Source organism: Nonomuraea sp. NPDC049158 (genome assembly GCF_040648335.1).
Classification (GTDB): Bacteria; Actinomycetota; Actinomycetes; order Streptosporangiales; family Streptosporangiaceae; genus Nonomuraea.
The window spans coordinates 48,248-73,469 of the sequence record NZ_JBEZDM010000025.1 but is presented as its reverse complement, the minus strand read 5'-3'; the positions used below and the strand labels follow the sequence as shown (position 1 = coordinate 73,469).

General features: G+C 69.8%; 22 protein-coding genes. 11 read left to right on the top strand and 11 right to left on the bottom strand.

Going from position 1 to position 25,222, the window contains the following annotated elements:
- Positions 1–42 precede the first annotated feature (42 nt).
- Positions 43–2,253: a LuxR C-terminal-related transcriptional regulator gene (locus AB0B61_RS39365; protein WP_358443395.1), complete on the bottom strand. Its 2,211-nt coding sequence runs from the start codon at positions 2,251–2,253 to the stop codon at positions 43–45.
- Positions 2,254–2,609: 356 nt separating this feature from the next.
- Here AB0B61_RS39365 and AB0B61_RS39360 point away from each other — a divergent pair, with 356 nt between their 5' ends.
- Together AB0B61_RS39360 and AB0B61_RS39355 are read left to right on the top strand one after the other, a co-directional pair.
- Complete coding sequence (locus tag AB0B61_RS39360; RefSeq protein WP_358443392.1) at positions 2,610–2,804, top strand: DUF5999 family protein; 195 nt, start codon at positions 2,610–2,612, stop codon at positions 2,802–2,804.
- A complete protein-coding gene (locus AB0B61_RS39355; protein ID WP_358443389.1) occupies positions 2,801–3,397 on the top strand; it encodes an ATP-binding protein in 597 nt (198 codons plus the stop codon). The genes AB0B61_RS39360 and AB0B61_RS39355 overlap by 4 nt, the downstream gene beginning before the upstream one ends.
- Here AB0B61_RS39355 and AB0B61_RS39350 read toward each other — a convergent pair.
- Positions 3,360–5,456 (bottom strand): AAA family ATPase, encoded by a 2,097-nt coding sequence (locus AB0B61_RS39350; RefSeq protein ID WP_358443386.1) that lies wholly within the window; start codon positions 5,454–5,456, stop codon positions 3,360–3,362. The two genes, AB0B61_RS39355 and AB0B61_RS39350, sit on opposite strands and share 38 nt — an antisense overlap.
- 292 nt (positions 5,457–5,748) lie before the next feature.
- On the opposite strand from AB0B61_RS39350, the gene AB0B61_RS39345 reads away from it, so the two are divergent.
- On the top strand, positions 5,749–6,597 hold the full coding sequence (locus AB0B61_RS39345) for a PhzF family phenazine biosynthesis protein (protein WP_358443383.1): 849 nt from the start codon (positions 5,749–5,751) through the stop codon (positions 6,595–6,597).
- A 54-nt stretch (positions 6,598–6,651) separates the two neighbouring features.
- Here the strand turns inward: AB0B61_RS39345 and AB0B61_RS39340 are convergent, their stop codons facing one another.
- The 5 genes from AB0B61_RS39340 to AB0B61_RS39320 form a co-directional block, all read right to left on the bottom strand.
- On the bottom strand, positions 6,652–7,527 hold the full coding sequence (locus AB0B61_RS39340; RefSeq protein WP_358443380.1) for a biotin-dependent carboxyltransferase family protein: 876 nt from the start codon (positions 7,525–7,527) through the stop codon (positions 6,652–6,654).
- Positions 7,524–8,177 (bottom strand): allophanate hydrolase subunit 1, encoded by a 654-nt coding sequence (locus tag AB0B61_RS39335; protein WP_358443377.1) that lies wholly within the window; start codon positions 8,175–8,177, stop codon positions 7,524–7,526. Before AB0B61_RS39335 ends, AB0B61_RS39340 begins: the two co-directional genes overlap by 4 nt.
- Entirely contained in the window at positions 8,174–8,929 is a 756-nt protein-coding gene (locus AB0B61_RS39330) for a 5-oxoprolinase subunit PxpA (protein WP_358443374.1), read from the bottom strand. The genes AB0B61_RS39335 and AB0B61_RS39330 overlap by 4 nt, the downstream gene beginning before the upstream one ends.
- A gap of 84 nt (positions 8,930–9,013) precedes the next feature.
- On the bottom strand, positions 9,014–10,546 hold the full coding sequence (locus AB0B61_RS39325) for a hypothetical protein (RefSeq protein WP_358443583.1): 1,533 nt from the start codon (positions 10,544–10,546) through the stop codon (positions 9,014–9,016).
- Between the two features lie 123 nt (positions 10,547–10,669).
- The gene (locus tag AB0B61_RS39320; protein ID WP_225288959.1) at positions 10,670–10,894 is read right to left on the bottom strand and encodes a hypothetical protein; all 225 of its coding nucleotides are present in this window, start codon (positions 10,892–10,894) and stop codon (positions 10,670–10,672) included.
- A 154-nt stretch (positions 10,895–11,048) separates the two neighbouring features.
- On the opposite strand from AB0B61_RS39320, the gene AB0B61_RS39315 reads away from it, so the two are divergent.
- The 3 genes from AB0B61_RS39315 to AB0B61_RS39305 all read left to right on the top strand — a co-directional run bounded on the left by AB0B61_RS39315 (position 11,049) and on the right by AB0B61_RS39305 (position 15,795).
- Complete coding sequence (locus AB0B61_RS39315; RefSeq protein WP_358443371.1) at positions 11,049–11,618, top strand: HhH-GPD-type base excision DNA repair protein; 570 nt, start codon at positions 11,049–11,051, stop codon at positions 11,616–11,618.
- A 194-nt stretch (positions 11,619–11,812) separates the two neighbouring features.
- Positions 11,813–13,906 (top strand): SpoIIE family protein phosphatase, encoded by a 2,094-nt coding sequence (locus tag AB0B61_RS39310; RefSeq protein WP_358443368.1) that lies wholly within the window; start codon positions 11,813–11,815, stop codon positions 13,904–13,906.
- A gap of 242 nt (positions 13,907–14,148) precedes the next feature.
- Positions 14,149–15,795, top strand: coding sequence for an RNA polymerase sigma factor (locus tag AB0B61_RS39305; RefSeq protein ID WP_358443365.1), 1,647 nt, complete (start codon positions 14,149–14,151; stop codon positions 15,793–15,795).
- A gap of 60 nt (positions 15,796–15,855) precedes the next feature.
- Here AB0B61_RS39305 and AB0B61_RS39300 read toward each other — a convergent pair whose 3' ends face one another.
- Positions 15,856–16,320 (bottom strand): MarR family transcriptional regulator, encoded by a 465-nt coding sequence (locus AB0B61_RS39300; RefSeq protein ID WP_358443362.1) that lies wholly within the window; start codon positions 16,318–16,320, stop codon positions 15,856–15,858.
- A gap of 93 nt (positions 16,321–16,413) precedes the next feature.
- Between AB0B61_RS39300 and AB0B61_RS39295 the strand changes: the two genes are divergently transcribed.
- Both AB0B61_RS39295 and AB0B61_RS39290 read left to right on the top strand, forming a co-directional pair.
- A complete protein-coding gene (locus AB0B61_RS39295; RefSeq protein ID WP_358443359.1) occupies positions 16,414–17,820 on the top strand; it encodes an MFS transporter in 1,407 nt (468 codons plus the stop codon).
- A gap of 147 nt (positions 17,821–17,967) precedes the next feature.
- On the top strand, positions 17,968–18,789 hold the full coding sequence (locus AB0B61_RS39290) for an NAD(P)H-binding protein (RefSeq protein ID WP_358443356.1): 822 nt from the start codon (positions 17,968–17,970) through the stop codon (positions 18,787–18,789).
- On the opposite strand, the gene AB0B61_RS39285 is transcribed toward AB0B61_RS39290, so the two are convergent.
- Positions 18,779–19,513, bottom strand: a complete 735-nt coding sequence (locus AB0B61_RS39285; protein WP_358443354.1) for a peroxide stress protein YaaA — start codon at positions 19,511–19,513, stop codon at positions 18,779–18,781. The two genes, AB0B61_RS39290 and AB0B61_RS39285, sit on opposite strands and share 11 nt — an antisense overlap.
- A gap of 125 nt (positions 19,514–19,638) precedes the next feature.
- On the opposite strand from AB0B61_RS39285, the gene AB0B61_RS39280 reads away from it, so the two are divergent.
- Positions 19,639–20,334, top strand: coding sequence for a GNAT family N-acetyltransferase (locus AB0B61_RS39280; RefSeq protein ID WP_358443351.1), 696 nt, complete (start codon positions 19,639–19,641; stop codon positions 20,332–20,334).
- 162 nt (positions 20,335–20,496) lie between these two features.
- Here the strand turns inward: AB0B61_RS39280 and AB0B61_RS39275 are convergent, their stop codons facing one another.
- Positions 20,497–20,727, bottom strand: coding sequence for a hypothetical protein (locus AB0B61_RS39275; protein WP_357940303.1), 231 nt, complete (start codon positions 20,725–20,727; stop codon positions 20,497–20,499).
- A 257-nt stretch (positions 20,728–20,984) separates the two neighbouring features.
- On the opposite strand from AB0B61_RS39275, the gene AB0B61_RS39270 reads away from it, so the two are divergent.
- Complete coding sequence (locus AB0B61_RS39270; RefSeq protein ID WP_358443348.1) at positions 20,985–23,051, top strand: DNA topoisomerase IV subunit B; 2,067 nt, start codon at positions 20,985–20,987, stop codon at positions 23,049–23,051.
- Between the two features lie 499 nt (positions 23,052–23,550).
- Here the strand turns inward: AB0B61_RS39270 and AB0B61_RS39265 are convergent, their stop codons facing one another.
- Positions 23,551–24,219 carry a TetR/AcrR family transcriptional regulator gene (locus tag AB0B61_RS39265; protein WP_358443345.1) on the bottom strand — a complete coding sequence of 223 codons (669 nt, stop codon included), beginning with the start codon at positions 24,217–24,219 and terminating at the stop codon, positions 23,551–23,553.
- A 50-nt stretch (positions 24,220–24,269) separates the two neighbouring features.
- Between AB0B61_RS39265 and AB0B61_RS39260 the strand changes: the two genes are divergently transcribed.
- On the top strand, positions 24,270–25,106 hold the full coding sequence (locus AB0B61_RS39260; RefSeq protein WP_358443342.1) for an SDR family NAD(P)-dependent oxidoreductase: 837 nt from the start codon (positions 24,270–24,272) through the stop codon (positions 25,104–25,106).
- Positions 25,107–25,222 lie beyond the last annotated feature (116 nt).

Sequence of the window (25,222 nt, the reverse complement as noted above, 5' to 3'; positions counted from 1 at the left end):
GCGGCTCCGAGGCGGTCCGCGACGCCGGACCCGCGAGAAAGGTCACGGTCTGCCGGCCCGCTGTCGCGAACTCCAGGCTTTGGCGACCTGTGCCCTGGAGGTGAAGCTCAGCTTGCGCAGGATGTTCTCGACATGCCCTTCGGCGGTGCGCTGGGCGATCACGAGGGTCTCCGCGATCTCCTTGTTGCTCAGCCCTTGTGCGACCAGCTCGGCGATCTGCCGCTCTCTGCGGGTCAGGACGGACGCGACATCGGATTCGGGCGGGGGGCTCGCGGCGCCTCTCGCCGGCTTCTCCTCCAGCGCGTAGGCGACGGCCTGGTCGAGCGTGAGCTCCGAGCCGCGTGTGAAAGCCGCGGTGAACGCCTCGTTCCTGAGGCTTTCTCGTAGCTGGGCCTCGCATCGGTCGTGGAGACCCGCCAGATGTCCGAGTCCGGAGAGCGAGGTCCCGATCGACCGCCAGACCATGTGCGCGGCGCCCAGCAAGTGAGCGGCGCGGCTGTCCTGACGCTGATCGGCGATGATCCAGGCGAGTCCTTCCAGACCTTCGGCGATGCCGAAATGGTCGTCGCACCGCAGCTTGAACCTCAGCGCGTCGCGCATCATGGTGACGGCGGTGCCTGGATCGTGGTGCCGCCAGCGGTCCAGGGCCGTGACCCACAACGCGTAGGAGACGGACCAGTCCGCGTTCGCCTTCTGGGAGGTCTCCAAGACCTCCTGGCAGAGCGCCGTCGAGCGGGGATCGTCCATGACCACGGCGACCATGCTCAGCTGGAAGAGCGCGACCCAGGAGTGACCCCGGTGGCCGAGGGCGCGGCGGCGGACCAGGGCCTCTTCCAGGAGGGTGAACGATCGGGCGAAGTCTCCGGCCAGCAGTGCGGCGAAGCCGGTGATGTGGAGCGCGCCGGCGAGCTGCGCCTCATCGCCCAGCCGCTCGGCCAGCGCACGGCACTCCAGCAACAGTGGTCGCGCGGCGAAGAGGTCGCCCTGCAACAGCAGGAGCCACGCGTCGACCCACAGGGCCTTGGCCCGCGTGGCGATGGGAGCGGGCTCCTGGGCCAGCGCCCGCTCCAGCCAGTGGTGTCCTTCGCTGGGGGAGCTCCACGAGAGCCGGTGACTCCACATCGCGGCGGCGATCTCGAGGGCGGCCCAGGCCTGGCCCGGCTCGGCCAAGCAGAATTCCAGCGCCGCCCGTACGTTGGCCTGCTCCTGACGGATCCGGACGAGCCATTCCATCTGATTCTCGCCGAACCACTCGGCCTCCGCCCGCGCGGCCAGTTCGCGGCACCAGTCGCGATGCCGCAGCCGCAGCGCCGTCTCCTGCCGGGAGTCGGTGAGCCGTTCCCATCCGTACTGGCGCAGTGTCTCCAGCATCTCGAACCGCACGCCGGAGTCGTGCGTCCTGCGCAGCAGGATCGACTTGTCGACCAGCTCGATCAGCAGACTGGGGATGTCCTCCCGGGCGATCCCGTCGCCCGAGCACACCTCTTCGACCGCTTCCAGATCGCAGCCGCCGGAGAACACCGACAACCGTTCCCACAGCATCTGTTCCTCGGGCGAGCACAGGTCATGACTCCAGTCCACCAGCGCCCGCAACGTCTTCTGGCGGGGCACCACGACCGTGCGTTCCGTCGCCAGCAACCGGAACCGGTTGTTCAGCCGCTCGAGGATCTGGTCGACGGACAATGCCCGCATGCGCACCGCCGCGAGCTCGATGGCCAGCGGGATCCCGTCGAGCCGCTGGCACAGCCGCGTCACCGCCACGCTGTTGGTGGCATCGACGGTGAAACCCGGCACGACGGCCGCCGCGCGGTCCTCGAACAGTCTCACCGCCTCGTAGCGAACGTCGGCGGTCGCGACCATCGCCTCGCTCGTCCCGTGCACGGTCAACGGCGGCACCTCCAGGAGGTGCTCGCTCGGCACCTGGAGCGACTGCCGGCTGGTCGCGAGAATGTGCAGCTCGGTCGTCGCGGAGAGCAGCTTGCCGGACAGGATGGCGCACTCGTTCAGCACGTGCTCGCAGTTGTCCAGCACCAAGAGCAATCGCTTGTTGAGCAGATGCTCGCACAGAGCGGCCACATTCGGCTGGCGGCAGCCGATCGTGTCGGCGATGGTCTCCGCGAGCAGCTCTTCGGCCACCAGCGGAGCCAGGTCGATCAGCCACGCCCCGTCAGGGAAGGCCCGTGACATCTCCGCGGCGACTCTCAATGCCAGCCGCGTCTTGCCCACTCCGCCGACGCCGGTCAACGTCACCATCCGGCCAGCGGAAAGCAGACGTTTGGTCTCGGTGAGCTCATGCCGACGACCAACGAAACTCGTCAATTCGGCTGGCAGGTTGCCCGCTTGCCGCCGTGTCATCGTCCCCATGACAATTTCAGGCTAACTCATCTCGGCCACCCGAGTTCGGCGAGCCCGGTGTGAGCGGCCACTCAGCTGATGGCGTCCTGACCTGCGATGATAGTCGCTCTATACCTGCGGGCTTCCTACCTACGTAGGTAGGAACGGGTAATCATCCGGGCATTTATCCCGTCCTACATCCACGGTCCGCATGCGCATGCTGGTGTGGTCAGCAAAGAACGTCGTGACAGCGGCGACCGAATCAAGGAATGATCATGTGTCAGCACCAGCCTCGGTGCCCATCCGCATACGCCTTCGACCGCGAGGCCGCGCGTCTGGTGGCCTTCCACCCCGAGCAGGGGTGGGGCCTGCTGTGCAACGGCGTGGTGGTCTTCGAGGACAACGGTGAGATCCTGCCCGACGGGCGTAGCGTTCCCGCCCACTCCTGCCACCTCGGACGGGCAGCATGAACCAGCACTCCGGATCCGCGCTCATGAACGAGAGCGCACTCCGGCAGGACGAGCCGGGGGACACGGTGCTGTCCTGGAACAGTCACCCGCCGCTCTGGGACCGCCTCAAGGCCGGCATCCGGCGCCTCGGAGAGGTCGTCACCGGCTCCGGCCATCTGCCCGGTATGGAGGTCGCCTCCTGGTCGCTTTCCCCGGGCATGTCCTCGGTGCCCGAGGCGCGCCGTCGCACCCGTGCCCGGCTCGCCGCATGGGGGCTCGATGAGCTGGCCGAGGTCGCCGAGCTCCTGGTCAGCGAGCTCGTCACCAACGCGTTGCGCCATGCGCCAGGACCGCACCGGCTCACCCTCTACAGCAGTGACGGCCTGCTGCGCGGCGAAGTCGAGGACGCGGGCAGCGCGCCGCTGTATCTCCACCAGGCCACGCCGGGCGACGAGCACGGCCGCGGACTGGACATGATCGACCTGCTGGCCTGCTGCTGGGGCAGTGAAACCACGCCCAGGGGGAAGACCGTCTGGTTCGAACTCTCCGCCGACTGCGCCGCGAAGTCGGACGGGTTCAGTCCTTCACCGCACAAGTCGGCGCATCACAGGTGAGCACGCCTTCCACACCGAGTCGCGTCCCGTCTCGGAAGCTCGCCGCGAACGCCCGGCTCCCCAGTGTGTCGCGGGCCTGCTCCGCGCAGCGTTCGTGCCATTTCGCGTGGTACCAGAGCCGAGTGGGTGAGGCGTCCGCCGCCTGCCACAGCGAGTGCGCCGCCCCCAGCATCCGGGCGGCCCGTTCATGCTCCCCACGGGCACCGGCGATCCACGCCAGCACCTCCAGGCACTGCGCGAGGCACCAGCGGTCGTTGATCTCCTCGGTCAACTCGGCGGCCGCCCTCACCAGCGCGTCGGCTCGTGGGTAGTCACCCAGGTTCCACACGGCGATACCGAGCGCCAGCTGGGCGTACCCGCGGGACACCACCATGTGATGGGTCTCGCACAGCGCCAAGAGCTCCTCACCCAGCCGGACCGCTCGCTCCGGGTTCTCGATCGAGCCGTACGCCGCCGCGTAGTACAGGTTGAGTACGACGCCGTGAACGTTTCCGGCGGCCCTGAAGAGGGCGAGCGACTCCTCCAGGAGCGCGAGGCCACGTTGGGTGTCACCCGTGGAGAACGCGGCGACACCGGAGGTCCGGATGGCGAACGGCAGGACATCCTCGTTCCCCGGCCGCCGGGCCAGGGAGTGGCATTCCCGCAGTCTCGGCACCGCCGCCGCCAGGTCGCCCTGGCGCAGGGCGAGCATGCTGTCCACCCAGAGCGCCGTCGCCCGCGCGCTGTCGGGCGTACGCACCAGCTCCAGGGCGCGCTCCAGCCAGTAGCGGCCCTCGGTGAGGGCACCGGCCAGAAGCCAGAAGCACCACAGCCCCGACGCCGTCTCGAGTCCCACGTGAGCCAGGCGCGGCTCACTGAGGCACAGCTCGAGCGCGACGCGCACGTTGGGCAGCTCCTGCCGCAGGAGCAGGTATCGCTCGGCCTGGTCCGGGACGATCTTGTCGATCTGGTGCCGGTCGACCAGATCCCGGTAGTGGTCGATGTAGCGCCGGCACAGTACGCGCTTCTCGGCGGGCGACAACTGCTCGCACCCGTACGCGCGGATGCTCTCCAGCATGCGATACCTGAGCCCGGCCTCCCACCGCTCGCAGACCAGGATCGACTTGTCCACCAGCCCGGCCACCAGATCGATCACCTCGGCGGGGGAGATCCCGTCGCCCGAGCACACCGCCTCGGCGCCGGCCAGGTCGACCCCGCCGGGAAACATCGACAGCCGGGTCCACAGCCGCCGCTCCGCCGGTGAGCACAGGCGGAAGCTCCAGTCCATGGTCGCGCGCAGCGTCTGATGGCGGGGCAGCGCGGCGGGGCTCCCCGTCGCCAGCACCTCGAAGCGCTCGTCCAACTCGCGCGCCAGCTGTTCCAGGGGCAAAGCGCGCAGCTGCACCGCGGCCAGCTCGATCGCCAGCGGGATCCCCTCCAGACGCTGGGCCAGCCGCGCCACGGTCGCCGCGTTGCCCGCGTCCAGGGAGAAACCAGGCGCCACGCTCGCCGCCCGCTCCACGAAAAGGCGCACCGAATCGTGCCGGGCGATGCGGCTGAGGGGGCGGGCGGAGCCCGGCACGGACAGCGACGAGATCTGCAGCACCTGCTCGCCGTACACACTCAGCGTCTGCCTGCTGGTCGCCAGGATCCGCACCCTGGGAGCGCTCCGCAGCAGCCGGGCCACGAAGCGGGCGCAGTCGTCGAGCAGATGCTCGCAGTTGTCCAGGACCAGCAGCATCCGCTTGTCCGACAGGTGGTCCACCAGCGCGGTCATGGGGTCGGGCCCCGCCTCGCGCAGGCCCAGCGCCCCGGCGACGACCGGCTCCAGCAGCTGGCCGGCCTCCAGGGTGGCCAGCTCGACGACCTCCACGCCGTCCTTGTAGGTGCCCTGAAGGGCTTCGGCGACCCGGTGCGCCAGCCGGGTCTTGCCGACACCGCCCGTGCCGGTCAAGGTCAGCAACCGGGCCTGCGACAGCCCCCTCCTGGCCGCTGCCAGCTCGTGCCTGCGCCCGACGAAGCTGGACCCTTCCACGCGAGGACGGGCCCGGACCGTACGACCGCGCTCTGCCTGGATCATGATGTGTTCTGGCCGTCCGAGGCGTGCTGACCCTCGCCGACGTGTGATGCCACCTCAGTCATGACTGCTCCAGCGGCTCAGGCTTCCGTGATCACCATGCCGTCGGGACTGAGCCGTCATCAATCAGATTACGCCCGGACCGTTTCGGTGGCCTCTTTTCGGGGGGTTTGTGGGAACCGTCGTGGTGGCTGACCTGGCCCAAGATCCTCGCCTGGCGGCTCCGCGGGCAGGGGGAGGAGCGCACGCTGGGCATGATCACGGCGCCCCGGGTCTTGAGGGGATACTTGACGGTATGTTGCGCACCTTCCGCCAAGTCGACGTCTTCACCGCCACGCCGTACCAGGGCAATCCGCTCGCGGTGGTCCTCGACGGCGACGGCCTGAGCACCGAGGAGATGCAGCGGTTCGCCCACTGGACGAACCTGTCCGAAACCACCTTCGTCCTGCCCCCCACCGCTCCCGGCGCCGACTACCGGGTGCGGATCTTCACCCCGACCAGCGAACTGCCCTTCGCCGGGCACCCCACACTGGGCACCTGCCACGCCTGGCTGGAGAACGGAGGCGCGCCGAAGCAACCGGAGACGGTCGTGCAGGAGTGCGGCGCCGGGCTGGTGACGTTGCGCAGGACGGACGACGGGCTGGCGTTCGCGGCGCCCGCGCTGCTGCGCTCGGGGCCGGTGGACGAGCCGCTCGTCGAGCGCATCGCGGGCCTGCTGGGCATCGGCCGCGACGAGATCGTCGACGCCGAGTGGGCCGACAACGGGCCCGGCTGGGTGGCGGTGTTGCTGCGAAACGCGGACGAGGTGCTCGCGCTGCGCCCCGGGCCGGTCGACATCGACCTGGGCGTGGTGGGCCCGTACCCGCCGGGGTCGCCGCTCGCGATCGAGCTGCGGGCCTTCTTCCCGGTCAACGGCAGTACGGTCGAGGATCCGGTGACGGGCAGCCTGAACGCCTCGGTCGCCCAGTGGCTCCTGCGCACCGGCCGCGTCACTGCCCCCTACGTGGCCGGCCAGGGCACCGTGCTGGGCCGCGCCGGCCGCGTCCACATCACCACCGGCCAGAGCCCGGAGGGCGGTCAGGAGCCGACGGTCTGGGTGGGCGGCTCCACGGTCACGTGCGTGGTGGGGCAGGTCGAGCTGTGAGCTGTAGCCCCGGCAGCGGTCAGGGGCCGGCGGGTTGGGCGGGTGGCTTCAGCGTCACGTGCGTCGCCGGCCAGGCCGAACGGTGAACCGCACCCTGTCACCCGGCCGGAGCTGCGCGGCGATCGGCAGGTCCGCCGTCCGCACCACGCCGATCACCGGGTAGCCGCCGGTCGGCGGGTGGTCGGCGAGGAAGATGATCGGCTGCCCGCTCGGCGGCACCTGCACCGCCCCCGTCACCATGCCCTCACTGGGCAGCTCGCCCTCCCGTGCCCGTGTCGGCTCGCGGCCGCGCAGGCGTACGCCCACGCGGTTGCTGTCCTGGCTCACCTCGTACGGCTCGGCGCAGAGCTCGGCGAGCGCGTCCGGCGCGAACCAGTCGTCGCGCGGCCCCGGCACGATCCGCAGCACGGCGGGCGGCGGCTCTCCGGCGGGCGCCAGATCCACCGAGATCTCCACCAGACCCTCCGAGCCGCCCACCGGGAGCACGGTCCCCTGGCGCAGCGGCGGCGGGCCGAGCCCGGACAGCGAATCCGTGGAACGGCTGCCGAGCACCGGCTCGACGGCGATCCCGCCCCGCACGGCCAGATAGGTCCGCAACCCCCATACGGGCGCCCCGAACCGCAACTCACTCCCAGCCGGAACCCAGAACGGCACATTCATCCCGGCCACCACTGTGCTGGGCGAAGGCCCGGTCAGTGGGCAGGGCGCGCCAGTGACCGCGACCCAGGCGCCCGAGTGGAACGCCAGCCGTGCCCCTCCGTACGTCAGCTCGATCCCCGCCGCCTCCTCCGGGTTGCCGACGAGCCGGTTGCCCAGCCGCAGGCTCGCCTCGTCGGCCGCTCCGGAGCGGGGTACGCCCAGGTGCGCGTAGCCATGGCGGCCCAGGTCCTGGACGGTCGCGTAGGGGCCCGGTGCCAGTACTTCGATCATGCCGGCCCGAACCGTACGCGGGTCCCGGGCCGGAACAGTGACGGCGGGTCGGCCTCGACGTCCCAGATCCGCGTCGCCGTACGGCCCAGCAGCCGCCACCCGCCCGGCGAGGCGGTGGGGTAGATCGCGGAGTACGGACCGGCGATCGCCACCGAACCGGCGGGCACCGACGTGCGCGGCGTCGCCAGCCGTGGCAGGTGGAGGGCCGGATCCAGCCCGGTCAGATAGGCGAAGCCCGGCGCGAACCCCAGCCAGCCCACCACCAGCTCCCGCCCGGCGTGCCGGGCGATCACCTCGTCCACCGACATCCCGGCCAGTTCGGCCACGGAATCGAGATCCTCACCGTCATAGACGACGGGAATGACCACGACCTCCGGCTCGGCCCCGGACGAAGCCTCGCCAGGCTCCCGGGACTCAAGCGCTTCGCCAGGCGCCCGGGACTTGAGCGCCTCGCCGAGCAGTTCGTCGAGCCGTGACCGCAACCGGCCCTGGTCCGCCCCCGGCGCCACCACCAGCACCGTCTCGGGCCCCGGCACGACCTCCACCACCCCTGCGGGCCGCGCGGCGCGCAGCACCGCGTCGAGCCGGTGCGACACGGTCAGCGACCCCGTCTCGACGAGCAGCCCGTGCTCCCCGGCCACCCGGATCATGCGAAGGCCTGCAGGACCACTCCCGCCTCCAGCAGCCCATCGCGTACGGCCTGCGCCAGTCGTACCGCGTCAGGTGTGTCGCCGTGCACGCAGATGGACCGGGCGGAGACCGTCACCGGGCTGCCGTCCACGGCGGTCACCCGGCCCTCGACGGCCATCCGCACGGCGCGGGCGGAGACCGCGGCGACGTCGTGGATCACGGCCCCGGGTTCGCGCCGCGAGACCAGCGTCCCGGCGGCGGTGTAGGCACGGTCGGCGAACGCCTCGGTGATCGTCGGCACGCCCTCGGCGGCGGCCGCCCCGTGCACCACCGAGCCGGGCAGCGTGAGCACCGGCAGTGAGGTGTCGTAGTCGGCCACGGCCTCGATCACCGCGGCGGCCTGCTCCTCGTCGCGGCAGATGCGGTTGTAGAGCGCGCCGTGCGGCTTGACGTAGGAGACCCGGCCGCCCATGGCCCGCGCGATGCCGTCGACGGCCGCGAGCTGGTAGAGCACCTCGGCGCAGAGCTCCTCCGGCTCGACGTCCATCTCCCTGCGCCCGAAGTGGGCCAGGTCGCGGTAGGACACCTGCGCCCCGATCGCCACGCCCCGGTCCACGGCCGCCGCGCAGGTGCGCCTGATCGTCACCGGGTCGCCGGCGTGGAATCCGCAGGCGACGTTCGCGCTCGTGACGATGTCGAGCAGCGCCAGGTCGTCGCCCAGCCGCCAGACGCCGAAGCCCTCGCCCAGATCGGCGTTGAGGTCGATCACCATGCTCCCATCATGGCGGTAACGGCCACCTCAGCGCGACGATGGGGTCACGGACGCCGGCCCGCGGTGAGGCGGGCGTACGGCGCGCTAGATCTCGTCCGGAATGTCGGCGATGTCGTCGAGGGCGGAGGCGAGCTCGTCCGGGTCGCCGCCGATGCGCTCGGCGATCTCGATGAGCACGTGCAGCACGTCGTGCCGGTCGTGGCCGAGGTCGAGCAGCCGCTGGGCCGCCTCCCACAGCTGCGGCGGGTCCCCGTCCCACAGCCGCGCGGCGATCTCCTCGTGCCAGGCCAGGTGCTCCTCGTCGATGGCGCCGACGTGGTCGATCTCCAGCAGGGTGCGCCGGTCGGCCTCGTCGGCCGGGTTGAGCGCGTCCAGGTCGATGCCGCCGTGCACGCCCTGCAGGAACGGGAACGCGAAGGCCCGCCTGGCCAGCGCCGACAGGTCGCCGTCCGGCAGCAGCCGCTCCAGCAGCGGCCGGTCCAGGCCGAACGAGGTCGGATCCCGGTAGGCCTCCGGGAACTTGCCGGTCGCCTCCCACACGGCGTCCAGCGTGTCCTTGAGCCCCGTGTCGGGCAGGCCGGTACGGCGGGCGGCGAAGCGGATCCACGCCGACAGTACGTGCGGCATGGCCTCCTGCTCGGCCACGCTTAACATCACCTTGCGCGGCAGCCAGTCGAGCAGGAACGTCTCGCACTTGGTCGGGCTCACCCGCAGCGGCCGGTTGAAGTCCTGCTCGCAGCCGTAGTCGATGATGTGGTCGGCGCACCGCGAGGCCGCCGACGGGTCGGACAGGTGCTCGGCCGCGTCGGAGGCGAGGAACTCCGCGGCCAGCATCGCCCGGCGTTCGCGGCTGTAGGGAGCCTCGATGTGCAGGGGGGCGGGGCGCTTGCGGCCCGGCGGGAGGGCCTTGAGCCGGGCGCGGGCGAAGGCGTGGTAGGCGCTGTAGCTGTCGCTGACCGGCGGCGGGGTCTTCGGCTCCCTGGTCGCCTTCATGGCCGACTCCAGCAGCGCCCTGGCCTGCTGGGGCTCGATCTCCTCGAACAGCAGCATCGGGTTGCCGGCCGCCTCGACGCGTGCCTTGTCCAGCAGCGTGTCGACCTGGGAGGAGACCCAGGCGTCGCGCGCCATGCCCGACATGTTGTGGTCGACGACCATGACCAGCGCGTGCCGGTCCTGCTCACGCTCGAAGGTCACCCCTGCCTCGCCGCCCGCCCGCTCGTCGCGGGGGCCCTCGCTCCAGCGGTAGCCGAACGTGCAGATCACGGTGTCCTGGTCGCCGTAGGCGTCGCGGGAGACGTAGCAGCCGGTCGGTTTGACCGCGCCGACCCGCTCGGCCCAGCCCGGCCGGGCCACGCCCGACTCCATCATCGCCAGCGCCGCGCCCTCCGCCTTGGCGCCCTGGCGGGCCGTGCCGAGGTAGGCCAGGCAGATGAGCAGTGTCAGCGACGCCGGGGTGCCGGCCTTGGCGGCGTAGTCGACCAGACCTTCGCCGAGCACCTGCTCGACGTCACCACCCCTGACGCGCCTGCCCCACCAGGCTCCGATCATGTCGGAGACCATGAGCTCCGCGTCAAGGGGGCTGCGCACGGCCAGCAGCTCGCGAGCCGCCTGCACCATCTCCTTGAACACATCGTCTGGCGGGGTGCTCTCCCGGGGATCTCGTCGGTGTCGGCGCACGCCCTCACTCTCTCGCATTCCAGGCCGAAACGGTGCGTAGAACGCGGCCTGGTGACCCCGATGTTATCGGGGAGTCCGGGGCGGCGGTGCGGAGTTCACGATCGCCAGCAGATGTTCGCGGGCGATGCGTTCGATGACATCGGGCGTCGGGGAGATGCCGAGGTGCTGCGCGCAGGCGCAGACGTCGGACACGCAGCGGTCGATGGTGTCCACGGGTATGGTCAGGAACTCTTCGGCCAGCCTGAGACTGACCGGCTCCCTGAGGAAGCGTGTGGCCAGAGCGAGCATAGATGTGAGATTCCTCTGGAGCCCCGGGGCAAACCCCCAGGGAATGGATGCAGGGCGACTTGCGCTCCCATTTCATCTTTTCTCGGCTGAGTGTCAAGCCTCCACAACGCTTGTGTTCGCTTCTTCGGAACCGCATTCGTGCGAAGCTGTTCCCATGCGCATCCAGCTCGCCCAGCGGACGGAGGCCGACGATCTTCTCGGCCGAAGTCCGCTCGCCCTGCTCGTCGGCATGCTGCTCGATCAGCAGATCCCGATGGAATGGGCGTTCACGGGGCCTCACACCATCTCCGAACGCCTCGGGCACGACCTCACCGCGGAGGAGATCGCGGCTCGCGACCCCGAGGAGTTCGCCGCGCTGCTGGCCGTCAAACCGGCCGTGCACCGCTACCCCAAGGCGATGGCGGACCGGGTCCAGCAGCTGGCCGCCTACCTCGTGGAGCACTATGAGGGCAATCCCGAGCGGGTCTGGAGCGACGCGGCCGACGGCAAAGAGTTGCTCAACCGGCTCCTGGGACTTCCCGGCTTCGGCAAGCAGAAGGCTCAGATATTTTTGGCATTGCTCGGCAAGCAAATGGGGGTTCAGCCGCCAGGATGGCGCGAGGCGGCCGGACCCTATGGCGAGGAGGGGTCGTTGCGTTCGGTAGCGGATGTGGTCGACGCCGACACACTGGGTCGCGTTCGGGCCGCCAAGCAGGAGGCCAAGCGCGCGGCCAAGGCCAAGTAGCCTGATCTTGCTGCGCAACGTGGAGCGATTTTGACAGGATGCGTTGACCGTATGGCGGCCGGGGCTTCCGTCCGCGCCTGCCCATCGCCGATGATGTACTGCAGAATCCGGTCGCCCGGAGCTGCGCTACGCCGATACACAGTTATGGAGATGTGCCGCGTGGGAGACCCTGGCACGCGACGGAGGTGCCGACCATGAGCGCCGAGACCTCCGTTCCCCGTCCCCGGGAGTCGGATGTGGACATCTCAGACTCCGCCCTCTTCAAGGGCATGCTGTCGGAGGCGGAGTTCGCCTTCGCGTTCTTCGACGCCGCGGGCCACGTACAACTGGTCAACGACGTGTTCACCGAGGTCGTGGGCGTGCCCGCCGAGCGGCTCGTCGGCCGCGCGCCCGTCGAGACGCTGACGGCCGACCTCAGCCAGCTCATCACCCATGCGGTCCAAGCCGTCACCGAGAGCGACTCTCCGGTCACGGAGAGCCGCGTACGCGTGCGCTCGTCCGAGGGCGAGACCAGGCACTGGTCGCTGTCGTTCTCGCCGGTGCACGACGACGCGGGCGAGTTGCGGGCGATCGCGCTCATCGGCCTCGACGTGACCGAGAGCCGCCAGATCGAAGAGGACCTGCGGCGCAGCGAGGAGCGCTACCGCTCGCTGGTCGAGGCGCAGTCGCAGCTGGTCTGGATCACCTCGCCGACCGGCACGGTGGTCGAGGACGCGCCGCAGTGGCGCGCCATCACCGGCCAGGGGCTGGAGGAATACCTCGCCCTGGGCTGGCTGGAGGCCGTGCACCCGGAGGAGCGCCAGCAGACCGAGGAAGCCTGGAAGGAGGCGCTGCGCGGCCGGACCATGTTCGAGTGGAACTACCGCGTACGCACCCGGGCCAGCGGTTACCGCCACTTCGAGGTGCGGGCCGTACCCATCATCAGGCACGGCAGGGTCGTCGAGTGGGTCGGCGCCAACACCGACGTGACGCCGCAGCGTGAGGCCGAGGAGATGCGCGGCAGGCTGACCGACCAGCTCGGCGCCGCGGCCCTGCGCACTGCGCGGCTGCAGGGCGCCACCGCCCAGCTGGCCGAGGCGCTCACCGTCGAGCAGGTGGTGCAGGTCATCATCGACGTCGGCCGCACCGCCCTGGCCGCCGACCGCTCCGCGGTCGCGCTGCTCGACCCCGACCGTGCCGCGCTCAAGCTGATCAACGGCGAGGGCGTCCCCGAGGCGTCCGACACGCTCGGCGAGGAGATTCCGCTCTCTTCCTCCAGCGTGATGACCATGGCGGTCAACAGCCGCCGGCCGGTCTTCGCCGAGTCGCCCGACAGGCTGAAATCCCAGCTTCTCGAAGCCGGTGGCGACGAGCAGGTGCTGACCAATTATCTCACGCACAGTGACGAGCGGGCCTGGGTCGGCCTGCCGCTGCTGGCGGCCGGGCGGGCGCTGGGCGCGCTGCGCTTCTCCTTCACCAGGCCGCAGAAGATCTCCCAGGAGGACGGCGTCTTCCTGGAGGCGCTCGCCGGGCAGTGCGCGCTCGCCGTGGAGCGGGCCACGCTGTTCGAGCGCGAGCACCGCACCGCCGAGACGCTCCAGCGCAGCCTGCTGCCCGACCGCCTGCCGGTGGTCAAGGGCCTGGTGCTGGCCCAGCGGTTCCGCTCGGGCAGCCGTCACGTGCAGGTCGGCGGCGACTGGTACGACGCCTTCGTGCTGCAGGACGGCCGGGTCGCGGCGGTCGTGGGCGACGTCATGGGCAAGGGCGTCAAGGCCGCGGCGGGCATGGGCCGCATCCGCAACGCCATGCGCGCCCTGGCGCTGACCAACCCGCCGCCCGCGGCCGTGCTCACCGGCCTCGACCGGGTCTTCGACGCCACCGAGGAGGAAGAGCAGGTCACGACCCTCGCCTACATGGTGGTCGAGCCCGTCACCGGCGAGGGCACGCTGGCCTTGGCGGGCCATCCGCCGCCCGTCCTGGTCTCCCCGCAGGGCACCGCGGTCCTGGGCGACGTGGAGCCGGGCACACCGCTGGGCTGGCCGACCAGCCGCCGGCAGTTCCGGTTCGTGGTGCCGCCGGGACACACCGCCGTGCTCTACTCAGACGGCTTGGTGGAGAACCGGAAACGCGGTTTGGACGCAGGACTCGCAGAGCTTTGCAGTGTTGTGACCGAAGCGCCGCCTGAGGTGGTCAGTAGTCCGCACATGTTGCTGGACTTCCTGGTTGACCGGATGTTGTCTGGATATGAACAGGATGATGACGTTACCGCCCTGGCTATCCACGTGCCGCCCGCCACGAAGAGTGACTGAATGAATCAGTCATAAGGGTTGCTTTCGGGTATCAGTGCCGCGCTTACGTACGCACTACTGTCTGGGTCGGCCTAGGGTGGAGGTCAACCGCCGGGAGGTGGCCGTATGGAGTGCGTGGTCGTGCCAGAATGCTGGACAGGTCCGTCGCGATCCGCACGGCCGCATCGTTCTCCGAGAGAGGCAACAGCCCCCCAGCGGGTATCTGGGTCCATAGTCGCCACGCGTTCGTTCGAGAGGTGTTCGTGTCGCCTGCAAGTTCGACTCGCTCGAAGCCACAAGAGCTGAACGAGCCCGTCATTCAGCGACTGCTCGAGCGTGGGCGCTCGCAGGGTTTCCTCGAGTCTGAGGATGTCCGTCAGGCCTTCGAGGAGGCGGACATCCCCATGTCGCACGCCGCCGCATTTTTGCGGAACCTCAGTAAAGAGGGCGTGACCGTGGTGGTGACCGCCGCGGATTCGGCTGCGCCGAAAAAGTCTCGTGGTCCAGCAAAGCGCCGTACCGCTGCCCCCGTCAAGACCAAGGCCGCAGCGGCCGCCAAAGAGCAGCAGCCTGAGACCGTGACCGCGGTCGTGGGCGCCGCCGAAGCCGAGCCCGCCCCCAAGAGGGCGGCTCCCGCCAAGAAGGCCGCTCCGGCGGCGAAGAAGGCGGCCGTGCCCGCCAAGAAGGCCAAGCCAGACAGCGCTGGGCCTGCCGAGACCAAGCCGAAGAGCCCTGAGGGCGTCGACGACGACGAGGACATCGAGCTCGAGACGGATGTCGAGCTCGAGGACCTCGAAGACATCGAGGTCGAGGACGAGGAGATCGTCGCCGCGGACGACTCCGAGACCGAGGGCGACACCGACGACGACACCGAGGACGAGCCCAAGGCCGCCGACGTGGCAGCCGTCGCCGCCACGGAGAAGACCGAGGACGAAGTCCTCATCCTCTCCGACGACGACGATGACGCGCCGGTCGCGCAGGTGGCCGCCGCCGGCGCCACCGCCGACCCGGTCAAGGACTACCTCAAGCAGATCGGCAAGGTCCCCCTGCTCAACGCCGAGCAGGAGGTCGAGCTGGCCAAGCGCATCGAGGCGGGACTGTTCGCCGAGGAGCAGCTGGGCGGCGGCGAGACCGAAAGCCTGCCGGTCGACGTCCGGGCCGAGCTCGAGTGGATCGCCGAGGACGGCCGCCGGGCCAAGAACCACCTGCTGGAGGCCAACCTCCGTCTGGTGGTCTCGCTGGCCAAGCGCTACACCGGGCGCGGCATGCTGTTCCTGGACCTGATCCAGGAGGGCAACCTCGGCCTGATCCGCGCGGTCGAGAAGTTCGACTACACCAAGGGCTACAAGTTCTCCACCTACGCCACGTGGTGGATCCGGCAGGCGATCACCCGGGCCATGGCCGACCAGGCGCGGACCATCCGCATCCCGGTCCACATGGTCGAAGTGATCAACAAGCTGGCCCGGGTTCAGCGGCAGATGCTGCAGGACCTCGGCCGGGAGCCCACGCCGGAAGAGCTGGCCCGCGAGCTGGACATGACCCCCGAGAAGGTGGTCGAGGTCCAGAAATACGGTCGCGAGCCCATCTCGCTGCACACCCCCCTTGGTGAGGAGGGCGACAGCGAGTTCGGTGACCTCATCGAGGACTCCGAGGCCATCGTGCCGGCCGACGCCGTCAGCTTCACGCTGCTCCAGGAGCAGCTGCACTCCGTTCTCGACACATTGTCGGAGCGGGAAGCGGGCGTCGTGTCGATGCGGTTCGGCCTCACGGACGGGCAGCCGAAGACACTCGACGAGATCGGCAAGGTCTACGGGGTGACGCGTGAGCGCATCCGGCAGATCGAGTCGAAGACGATGTCCAAGCTGCGTCACCCGTCCCGGTCCCAGGTGCTCCGCGACTACCTGGACTAAACGGAAGATCGTTTCACCCCTGGCCCCGCACAGCTCCGGCTGTGCGGGGCCAGGGGCTTTTCATGCCCCTTTGTTGAGGCGTTCCGCCTGGGCGCGGCCGACAGCGCCGGCCCGGCGCAGGTAGTCGGCGATCACGGTCAGTTCCGTGTCCGAGTATGACTCCATCACCTCGGCGAACGCCTTGCCCGGCGTCTCCCAGGCGTCGCCGATCCTGGCCTGGGCCGAGGGGGCGAGGGCGACCAGCGCCCGCCTGCGGTCCGCCGGATCGGCGTGCCGTACGACGAGACCCGCTTTCTCCAGCCGGTCCACCAGGCGCGTGGCGGAGCCGGGCGTCAGGCCCGTCAGCCGCGCGATCTCCCCGGTGCTCACCGGCCCTGCCTCCAGGTCCAGCAGTGCCACGCACTGCAGGTCCGTCGGGTGAATGCCCAGATGGTCGGCCATCGCCTGATTGAACAGCGCGTATGCCGCATAGTGCCGCTGGCTCTCGTCGATGATCCGCTTCAGCGTTTCCGCTCGGTTTGACACCAGGTTGCTCCGTACCTCATATTTATGTGCGTCACGCAATCTTTGCGTGACACACTCTTTGTGTCACGTACGCATTCTATCGAGGGGATCCGCATGTCCGCACTCATCCGCGCCTCACCCGTCCAGGTGGACCGGCGGTGGGCCGTCCTGGGCGTCGTCATCGCCGCCGCCGTCCTGGACCTGCTCGACGCGACGATCACCAACGTCGCCGCCCCCACCATCGCGGCCGACCTCGGTGGGGGAGCGGCCCTCATCCAGTGGCTCGGCGCCGCGTACGCGCTGGCGCTCGGGGTCCTGCTGGTGGTCGGCGGGCGGCTCGGCGACCGCTACGGCCGCCGCCGCCTCTTCCTTCTCGGCATCGCCGGTTTCACGCTCGCGTCCGTCGCCTGCGGGCTGGCGGTCAGTCCGGGGGTGCTCATCGGTGCCCGGCTGGTGCAGGGCGGGTTCGGGGCGCTGATGATCCCCCAGGGGTTCGGCATCCTGGGGGCCGTCTTTCCCCGTGACCAGCTTGGCAAGGCCTTCAGCGTGTTCGCCCCCGCGCTTGGCGTCTCTTCGGCCGGGGGGCCGGTGGTGGCGGGCTTTCTGATCGAGGCCGATCTGTTCGGGCTGGGGTGGCGCGCGATGTTCCTGATCAACATCGTGCTCGGGGGCGCCGCGCTCGTCGCCGCCACCCGGCTCCTGCCCGCCGACGCTCCCGGCGATCGCTCCAGAGAGTCGGGGGTGGACGGTGTCGGTGCCGGGCTGCTGGCGGTGACCATGGTGGGTCTCCTGTACGGCCTGATCGACGGCTCGGCCCACGGGTGGACGCTCGTCCCGATCCTGTGCCTGGCCGGCGGGGTGGTGTTCTTCGGCCTGTTCTGCGTACGCCAGCGCACCGCCGCCAGCCCGCTGATCGAGCCGTCACTCCTGCGCAACCGCGGCTTCACCGCCGGCCTGGTCCTGGGCATGGTCTTCTTCGCGGCTGTGTCTGGCCTCCTGTACGTGCTCGTGCTGTTCATGCAGTACGGCCTGCGCTTCACGCCCGTACGGGCCGCGCTCGGCCTGGCCCCGGTGGCGGTGGGCATCGTCATCGCCTCGGTGGCCTGCCACCGGCTCATCGACCGCCTCGGCCGCACGCTGATCACCATCGGCCTGACCATCGCGCTGATCGGCACCAGTTGGCTGCTGGCCGTCGTCTCCGGGGTCGTGGACGGCGCCTGGGCGCTCGTCCTCGCGGCGCTTGTCATCGGACTGGGCATGGGCACCTGCTTCGGCACCGTCTATGACGTCACCTTGGGCGACATCGACCCGCGCGAGGCCGGCAGCGCCAGCGGGTCGCTCTCCGCGGTCCAGCAGCTGGCCAACGCGCTCGGCGCCGCGGCCGTGACCACCGTGTACTTCCGTACCGGCGACCAGATGGAGGCCGCGACCGGCAGCCTGCTCGTCGTGGTCGTCGCCGTGATCGCCTGCTGCGGCCTGGTGTGGCTCCTGCCGCGCAAGGCTCAGCCGCGCCGCCACTGACAACGCCGTACCGAGCCCAGCCGCCACCGCCGCGCAGAGGGCCCAGTCACCACCGTCACTGACGTCGCTGTAGAGGGCTCAGCCCCGCCATGGCCCGAGCGGCCTGCACAAACCACCAGATTCATCACCAGAAAGGCATATACCGCTATGACCACCCTTGTTACCGGCGCTCGTGGCGCCGTCGCCACCGAGCTCATCGCCATCCTGCGCCGGCGCGGTCTGCCCGTCCGTCCGGCCTCCCGCCAGCCCGGCGACCCGTCGATCACCACGTGCGACCTCAGCGACCCCGCGACGTTCCCCGCCGCCCTGGCCGGCGTCACCTCGGTCTTCCTGTACGCCGAACCGTCGCACATCGACGCCTTCGTCAAGGAGGCGGCCACGGCCGGAGTCGAGCACATCGTGCTCCTGTCGTCCTCTTCCGTACTCGGCCCGAACCCCGAGGCCAGCCCCCTGGCCAAGTCCCACCTGGACGTGGAGCGGGCCCTGACCGCCGCGCCCGTCCGCAGCACCCTGCTGCGTCCGGGCTCGTTCGCCGGCAACGCGCTGGCCTGGTCCTGGCCCGTCAAGGCCGGTGAGCCGGTGAGCCTGCCGTACCCCAACTCGCACAACGACCCCATCCACGAGGCCGACATCGCCGAGGTGGCCGCCGCCGTGCTCACCGACCCGGCTCTGGGCGGCCGGCCGTACCTGCTGACCGGGCCTGAATCGATCACCTTCGCGGAGCAGATCGGCGTCCTCGGCCACGCCACCGGCAGGGACATCACCATCAGGAACGTCACGCGGGCGGAGTGGAAGGCGGAGATGGCGGACTACATCCCCGAGCGGTTCGCCGAGCCGTTGCTGGACTGGTGGCAGTCCAACGACGGCGTGCCGGTCGAGATCACCACGGACGTCGAGCGGCTGATCGGCCGCCCCGGCCGTACGTTCGCGACCTGGGCGGCGGACCACCTGGGTGACTTCACAGGCTGACGTCGAGGGTCCAGGGACGGTTGGGGCGGGCGGGTTCGATCAGGTTCACCGCGTGGCCGTGATTGGCGAGGAGTGCGGCCAGTTCGTCGGGAGTGGCGGGATCCGCCCCGGTCTCCAGCAGGGTGCGGGCGATCTCACCCCGGGTCGCCTTAGCCATGTGGCTGACCACCTTGCCCTCCCGGAACACCCGTACCGCCACAGACCGCTCCCCGGGCTGCCAGGCTCCCGCGTAAGTGGCCGAACGCAGGTCGACCACCAGCCCGTCCAGGCGCTCCAGCTCCTTGGACACCGTGGGCCGCCAGAACGCGGCCAGCCCGCCCAGCACCGGCAGCGTCACCCCCATCGACAGCCGGTACGGCGGGACGCGGTCGGTGATCCGCAGCACGCCCCAGAGGCCGGAGAAGATGAGCACCGACTCCTCGGCCCGCTTCCTCGCCGCGTCCGTCAGGGTGCCGAGACCGAGGTTCTCGTACAGGACGCCGGTATAGAGATCGGCCGCCGGGAGGGCCGGAGCGGTCTGGAGCTCCAGGTTTTTGGCCAGTTCGCCTGCCAGGCCGGGCGACAGGCCGAGGACGTCGAGGGCATCACGCCGTTTGGACGCTCTTATGAGCGCGGTCAGTACGCGTTTGCGCGGTCTGTCCAGGGCGGGGAACGAAAGATCCCCAAGAGGAGGACCGCTGCCCTCCCCGGCCTTCCCCTCCGAGGGCGGCAACAAAATCAGCACGCCACAGCATAGTAAACGCCCACTACTCACCGCCCACCGTTCGTGTCTGGGGGGTCTCCGGGGAGGCGGCCGCTGTGGTTTGGCCGCCTCCCGGGAGGTCTTCCCTGGTCGGATAGGGTGCGCGGGTGGATTTCGACTTGCTGGTGCATGAGGCCTGGCCTGCCTATGAGCAGCGGACGTACGACGGCTGGATCCTTCGCTACGCCGCGGGCGTGACCAAACGCGCGAACTCCGTGCTCCCCCTGGGGCGGCCCGCCGATCTCACTGGCGCGATCGAGGCCGCCGAGGCGTTCTATGCCGAGAAGGGGCAGCGGAGCGTGTTCTCCGTGGGGATGGGGGCCACGCCGGGGCTCGATGACGAGCTGTCCGCTCGGGGGTATGAGACCGTCGACCCGACCGTGATCATGGTCGGCGGCGTTGTGCCCCAGGCCGTCCATCCAGTACGGGTGGAGGAGCGGCCCTGGCCGGGGTGGCTGGAGGCCTGGTGGGCTGTGGACGGGCGCTACGCCGAGGGCGTCGAGGTGGCCGAGCGGATCTGCCGAGGAGTCCCGGCCCTGTACGCCGCGGTCGAGGAGGACGGTCAGGCCGTCGCCGTCGGCCGGGGCGTGCCGCAGGGGGAGACGATCGGGATCTACTGCATGGCCACGTTGCCCCAGGCTCGCCGCCGTGGGCTGGCCAGGAGCGTGTTGCGTGCTCTCGTACGGCGTAGTGGGGCGCGTACGGCCTATCTGGTGACCACCGCACCCAACGAGGCGGCTCAGGCCCTGTACCGAAGCGAGGGCTTCGAGGTGCGGGGCCGCTATCACTACAGAGTGAAGTGAGGCCGCGTGAGATCAGACGGCGGGGATATGCCCGTGAGGTCAGGCGGCGATGTGCCGCCTGGTGAGACGGCCTGAGACATGACGAAACGGCGGTCCCGGTCATGCCGGGATCGCCGTTCCGCTTCGTGCAATATGTTGTTATCTCATCACGACCAGCGCCGGTTAGCGCTCGTCGTTGGGGGCCACTGTTGGGGTTTCGCTGAGCCGAGCAGACTCGTCCAGGATGTCGGCGCCCTTATCGCGGAGCGCTGCTATGTGCTGACGCCCGTGATGAGCGCAGAACAGCAGCTCCCCACCCACAGGCAGGGTCGCGCGAATGTAGGCCTGGGCGCCGCAACGGTCGCAACGGTCGAGGGCCGTCAGCGGCTTAACGGGGGCGAGAGCTCCAGTCACGTATCGCCTTTCGGGTCACCCCCGCCGAAGCGAGGATCTGGCGTCAGTCACTTGGACAACATCTAACCGGACGTGGACGTTCCCAATCACTGCCCGGCTACGCCGAGAGCAGAATGTGGCCGGAAGTGATGGAGAGCCGCCGCCTGGTAACACCAAACGTGCCGTCATGGCAAGCTTGTACGCGTGCGTAGGGGAAGAACGATAGGCTACGCACACATGTTCGATGCTGTTCGACGCTTAGACGCAGGGGAGCCGGAGTGACGCTAGTGGAGGCGGGTTACACGGCTCGCCACCTGTCGGTGCTTGAGGGGCTGGAAGCGGTCCGCAAGCGCCCTGGCATGTATATCGGGTCAACCGACAGCCGCGGGCTCATGCACTGCCTCTGGGAGATCGTCGACAACGGCGTCGACGAGGCGCTCGCCGGGCACTGCAGCCGCATCGAGGTGGAGCTCTACCCCGACGGCTCCATCGAGGTGCGCGACGACGGCCGCGGCATCCCCGTCGACATCGAGCCCAAGAGCGGCCTGGCCGGCGTCGAGCTCGTCTACACCAAGCTCCACGCGGGCGGTAAGTTCGGCGGCGGCTCCTACGGCGCGTCCGGCGGCCTGCACGGCGTGGGCGCCTCCGTGGTCAACGCCCTGTCCGAGCGCCTCGACGTCCAGGTCGACCGTGACGGCCAGATCCACGAGATCAGCTTCCGCCGCGGCGTGCCCGGTATCTTCGACGGCGACGGCCCGAAGGCCAAGTTCAAGAAGAAGTCCGGCCTGCGTGACGGCGGCAAGCTGAACAAGCGGGCCACCGGCACCCGGGTGCGGTTCTGGGCCGACAAGCAGATCTTCCTGCCCGACGCCGAGGTCTCGCTCGACGAGATCCACGTTCGCCTGCGCCAGACCGCCTTCCTGGTGCCCGGCCTGACCTTGTCCGTGGTCGACAGCAGGCACGAGGAGCGGGTCGAGGAGGAGTTCCACTTCGACGGTGGCATCTCCGAGTTCACCGAGTTCCTGGCCCGCGACGAGGCCGTCTGCGACGTGCTGCGCCTGCAGGGGGTCGGCCACTTCCACGAGACCGTCCCGGTGCTAGACGACCAGGGCCACATGACGGCCACCGAGGTGCAGCGCGAGCTCACCGTCGACGTGGCCGTGCGCTGGGGCAAGGGCTACGACTCGACCGTCCGCTCGTTCGTCAACGTCATCGCCACCCCCAAGGGCGGCACCCACCTCACCGGCTTCGAACGCGGCCTGGCCCGCACGATCAACGAGCTGCTGCGCGAGACTCGTCTGCTGAAGAACGGCGACGACCCGGTCAGGGGGGAGGACATCTCCGAGGGCCTGACCGGGGTCGTCACGGTCCGGGTGCCGGAGCCGCAGTTCGAGGGTCAGACCAAGGAGGTGCTGGGCACCTCGGCGGCCACCCGCATCGTCTCCCACGTGGTCTCCCGCGAGCTCAAGGAGCTGTTCGCCAACCCGCCGCGCGGCTACAAGCAGCCCTTGCGCGCCGTGCTGGAGAAGATCGTCGCCGCGGCCAAGGCCCGCATCGCGGCCCGTGAGCACCGCGACAACCAGCGCCGCAAGAGCGCCCTGGAAAACTCCGCGCTGCCCGCCAAGCTCGTCGACTGCCGCAGTGACGACATCGACCGCAGCGAGCTGTTCATCGTCGAGGGCGACTCCGCGCTGGGCACCGCCAAGCTGGCCCGCGACTCGGAGTTCCAGGCCCTGCTGCCGATCCGCGGCAAGATCCTCAACGTGCAGAAGGCGTCCGTGAGCGACATGCTCAAGAACGCCGAGTGCGCCGCGATCATCCAGGTGGTCGGCGCGGGCTCCGGCCGCTCCTTCGACATCGAGGCGGCCCGCTACGGCAAGGTCATCCTGATGGCCGACGCCGACGTCGACGGCGCCCACATCCGTTGCCTGCTGCTGACCCTCTTCCACCGCTACATGCGGCCCATGGTCGAGGCGGGCCGGGTGTTCGCCGCGGTCCCGCCGCTGCACCGCATCGAGCTCACCAACCCCGGCCGGGGCAAGGAGAAGTACATCTACTGCTACTCCGACGCCGAGCTGCAGAAGGTGCTGCGCGACCTGGAGCGGCGCGGCCGGCGCTGGAAGGACCCGGTGCAGCGCTACAAGGGTCTGGGCGAGATGGACGCCGACCAGCTCGCGGAGACCACGATGGACCCCCGCCACCGCATCCTGCGCCGCGTCCGCATCGAGGACGCGGAGACGGCGGAGGGGATCTTCAGCCTGCTGATGGGGAGCGACGTGGCCCCACGCCGCGAGTTCATCGTCAACAGCGCCGCCGAGGTCGACCGCGACCACATCGACGCCTGAATCATCTTTTTTCGGGCTTTCTTTTACGGCCGGCACGGTGAGCCCCAGACGCCGTAGCGGGCTGGGGCCTGTCCAGGGGCACGCTCCTCCGGTGGAGCGGGTCGGGCGCCGTGACGTGCGTATGGTTGACCGTGGCTTCCGTGTGGTTGAGTCCGTGGTGCCCAAAAGTCTGCCCAGGCCCGCGTTGAGGCCGCTCTATCGGGCCGTGGCGCGCCGCCAGGCCCGTCTGGGCGCGCCCAGACCTGCTCAGCACGCCTCCTGAGTCGCCCAGGCCTTGTTCTGCGACCCAGGATCTGCTCAGCGCGCTCCAGGGCCACTCAGGCCCGTTCAGCCTGCGGTTCCTCAGGTCTTGGCCCTCAGCTTTTCGCCTACTCCGCTCAGGTTCGTTTCAGCCCTCAGGCTCTTCGCCTAGGCTGCCCAGGTTCGTTTCGGCTCGCGACGCTCTCGTCTGTCTGTCTCGTCTGTCTGTGCCGATCCCTCACGGCAGGCGCCGGGATCGTCAAGGCGAGCGGCGTGGCTCAGGGGTTGAGTTGCGCTGACTGGCCGTGAGCTTGGCCAGGCCCGTGCGGGCGGCATCGAGTACGCGGTCGACCAGGGGGAGTAGTTCTTCGGTGGCGGTGTCGCTGTGGCGGGCCTCGTGGGTCATGTACAGCTCGCGCAGGCCGCCCACCACGGTGTACGCGGTCAGGCGCGGGGCCAGCGCGTCGGGCGGCAGGCCCACGTCCTTGCCGATGGCGGCGGCGATCAGGCGCTCCAGTTCGTAGTAGCTCGCGCGGGCGCGGGCGCGGAGATCCTCGTCCTCGGCTATCAGGGTGGCGCGCTTGATGCGCAGAGACCAGGTCTCGCCCGGCTTGCGGCCCTGGTCGGCGTCGCGTTCGTCGAGGGCGTGCATCATTTCGCGCATCCACTCACCGACGCCGTCGAGCGCGGTGCCGGGCCGGGTGTCCAGGCGGGCTGCCAGTGATTCCGCGGCGAACGGGTCGTCCGCGAACAGCAGGTCTTCCTTGGTGGAGAAGTGCAGCGTGACGGTCCGCGTCGCGACGTCCGCGTGTTCGGCGATCGCCGCGATGGTCGTGTTGCGGTAGCCGTGCGATGTGAACAGCTCCAGCGCCGAGGCCTGGATCCGTTCGCGCGTCTCCCGCTTCTTCCGATCTCGTCGGCCCTCCATGCGGCAACGATACTACACATATAATTAATGCAGTCCATGCTACTGTTAGTATGGAAGGTAGCAATCCGGGGGAGGTGAAGACGTTGTCCAAGACGTGGTTCATCACCGGCACGTCAAAGGGATTCGGCCGTGAGTGGGCGGAGGCCGCCCTTGAGCGGGGCGACCGGGTCGCCGCCACCGCACGCGACCTTGACCACCTGCGTCCCCTGGCCGAGCAGTACGGCGAGGCCGTACTGCCGCTGCGGCTCGACATCACCGACCGCGCGGCCGTGTTCGGCGCCGTGCGGCAGGCGGCCGAGCACTTCGGCGCGCTGGACGTGGTGGTCAACAACGCGGGCTACGGCCACTTCGGCATGGTCGAGGAGCTGACCGAGACCGAGATCCGCGCCGAGATGGAGACCAACTTCTTCGGGACGCTGTGGGTGACGCAGGCGGTCCTGCCTGTGCTGCGCGCGCAGGGTCACGGCCGGATCATTCAGGTCACCAGCGAGGGCGGCGTCCGGGCGTTCCCCGGCATCGGCGGCTACCACGCGTCGAAGTGGGCGGTGGAGGGGCTGTCGGAATCGCTCCGCCAGGAGGTCGAGCACTTCGGCATCGACGTCATCTGCCTGGAGCCCGGCCCGTACTCGACCGACTTCGGCGGCGGCAGCGTCCGCACCAGCGCCGAGCACCCGGACTACGCCGAGGTCCGCGCCGGCGCCGAAATCGCGTGGGATCTCGGTGACCCCAAGGCGACCCGCGGGCCGATCCTGGAGTTGGCCGACACCGACGACCCGCCGGCCCGGATCTTCTTCGGCAAGTCGTTGGAGCCGGTCGCGGCCGAGTACGAGGAGCGACTTGCCACGTGGCGGAAGTGGCAGCCGGTGGCGTTGGCCGCATTCCGTTGATCGTGCACAGCGGACTGAGGTCCATGTCCCGACAAGTCGGTCAGCGTCGAGGCACCCCTCGCGGGACGCCATACGCGTGGCCCGGTACGCGACGGTCGCGGGGTCCTCTGTCGTCG

What these genes read in the sequence shown, in the direction of transcription:
- AB0B61_RS39265 (WP_358443345.1), bottom strand. Translation starts at nt 24,219, where the DNA reads ATGGAGGGCCGACGAGATCGGAAGAAGCGGGAGACGCGCGAACGGATC.
- AB0B61_RS39355 (WP_358443389.1), top strand. Translation starts at nt 2,801, where the DNA reads ATGAACCAGCACTCCGGATCCGCGCTCATGAACGAGAGCGCACTCCGG.
- AB0B61_RS39360 (WP_358443392.1), top strand. Translation starts at nt 2,610, where the DNA reads ATGTGTCAGCACCAGCCTCGGTGCCCATCCGCATACGCCTTCGACCGC.
- AB0B61_RS39330 (WP_358443374.1), bottom strand. Translation starts at nt 8,929, where the DNA reads ATGGTGATCGACCTCAACGCCGATCTGGGCGAGGGCTTCGGCGTCTGG.
- AB0B61_RS39335 (WP_358443377.1), bottom strand. Translation starts at nt 8,177, where the DNA reads ATGATCCGGGTGGCCGGGGAGCACGGGCTGCTCGTCGAGACGGGGTCG.
- AB0B61_RS39350 (WP_358443386.1), bottom strand. Translation starts at nt 5,456, where the DNA reads ATGATCCAGGCAGAGCGCGGTCGTACGGTCCGGGCCCGTCCTCGCGTG.
- AB0B61_RS39340 (WP_358443380.1), bottom strand. Translation starts at nt 7,527, where the DNA reads ATGATCGAAGTACTGGCACCGGGCCCCTACGCGACCGTCCAGGACCTG.
- AB0B61_RS39295 (WP_358443359.1), top strand. Translation starts at nt 16,414, where the DNA reads ATGTCCGCACTCATCCGCGCCTCACCCGTCCAGGTGGACCGGCGGTGG.
- AB0B61_RS39260 (WP_358443342.1), top strand. Translation starts at nt 24,270, where the DNA reads ATGGAAGGTAGCAATCCGGGGGAGGTGAAGACGTTGTCCAAGACGTGG.
- AB0B61_RS39290 (WP_358443356.1), top strand. Translation starts at nt 17,968, where the DNA reads ATGACCACCCTTGTTACCGGCGCTCGTGGCGCCGTCGCCACCGAGCTC.
- AB0B61_RS39365 (WP_358443395.1), bottom strand. Translation starts at nt 2,253, where the DNA reads ATGGTGACGTTGACCGGCGTCGGCGGAGTGGGCAAGACGCGGCTGGCA.
- AB0B61_RS39325 (WP_358443583.1), bottom strand. Translation starts at nt 10,546, where the DNA reads ATGGTGCAGGCGGCTCGCGAGCTGCTGGCCGTGCGCAGCCCCCTTGAC.
- AB0B61_RS39315 (WP_358443371.1), top strand. Translation starts at nt 11,049, where the DNA reads ATGCGCATCCAGCTCGCCCAGCGGACGGAGGCCGACGATCTTCTCGGC.
- AB0B61_RS39320 (WP_225288959.1), bottom strand. Translation starts at nt 10,894, where the DNA reads ATGCTCGCTCTGGCCACACGCTTCCTCAGGGAGCCGGTCAGTCTCAGG.
- AB0B61_RS39310 (WP_358443368.1), top strand. Translation starts at nt 11,813, where the DNA reads ATGAGCGCCGAGACCTCCGTTCCCCGTCCCCGGGAGTCGGATGTGGAC.
- AB0B61_RS39345 (WP_358443383.1), top strand. Translation starts at nt 5,749, where the DNA reads ATGTTGCGCACCTTCCGCCAAGTCGACGTCTTCACCGCCACGCCGTAC.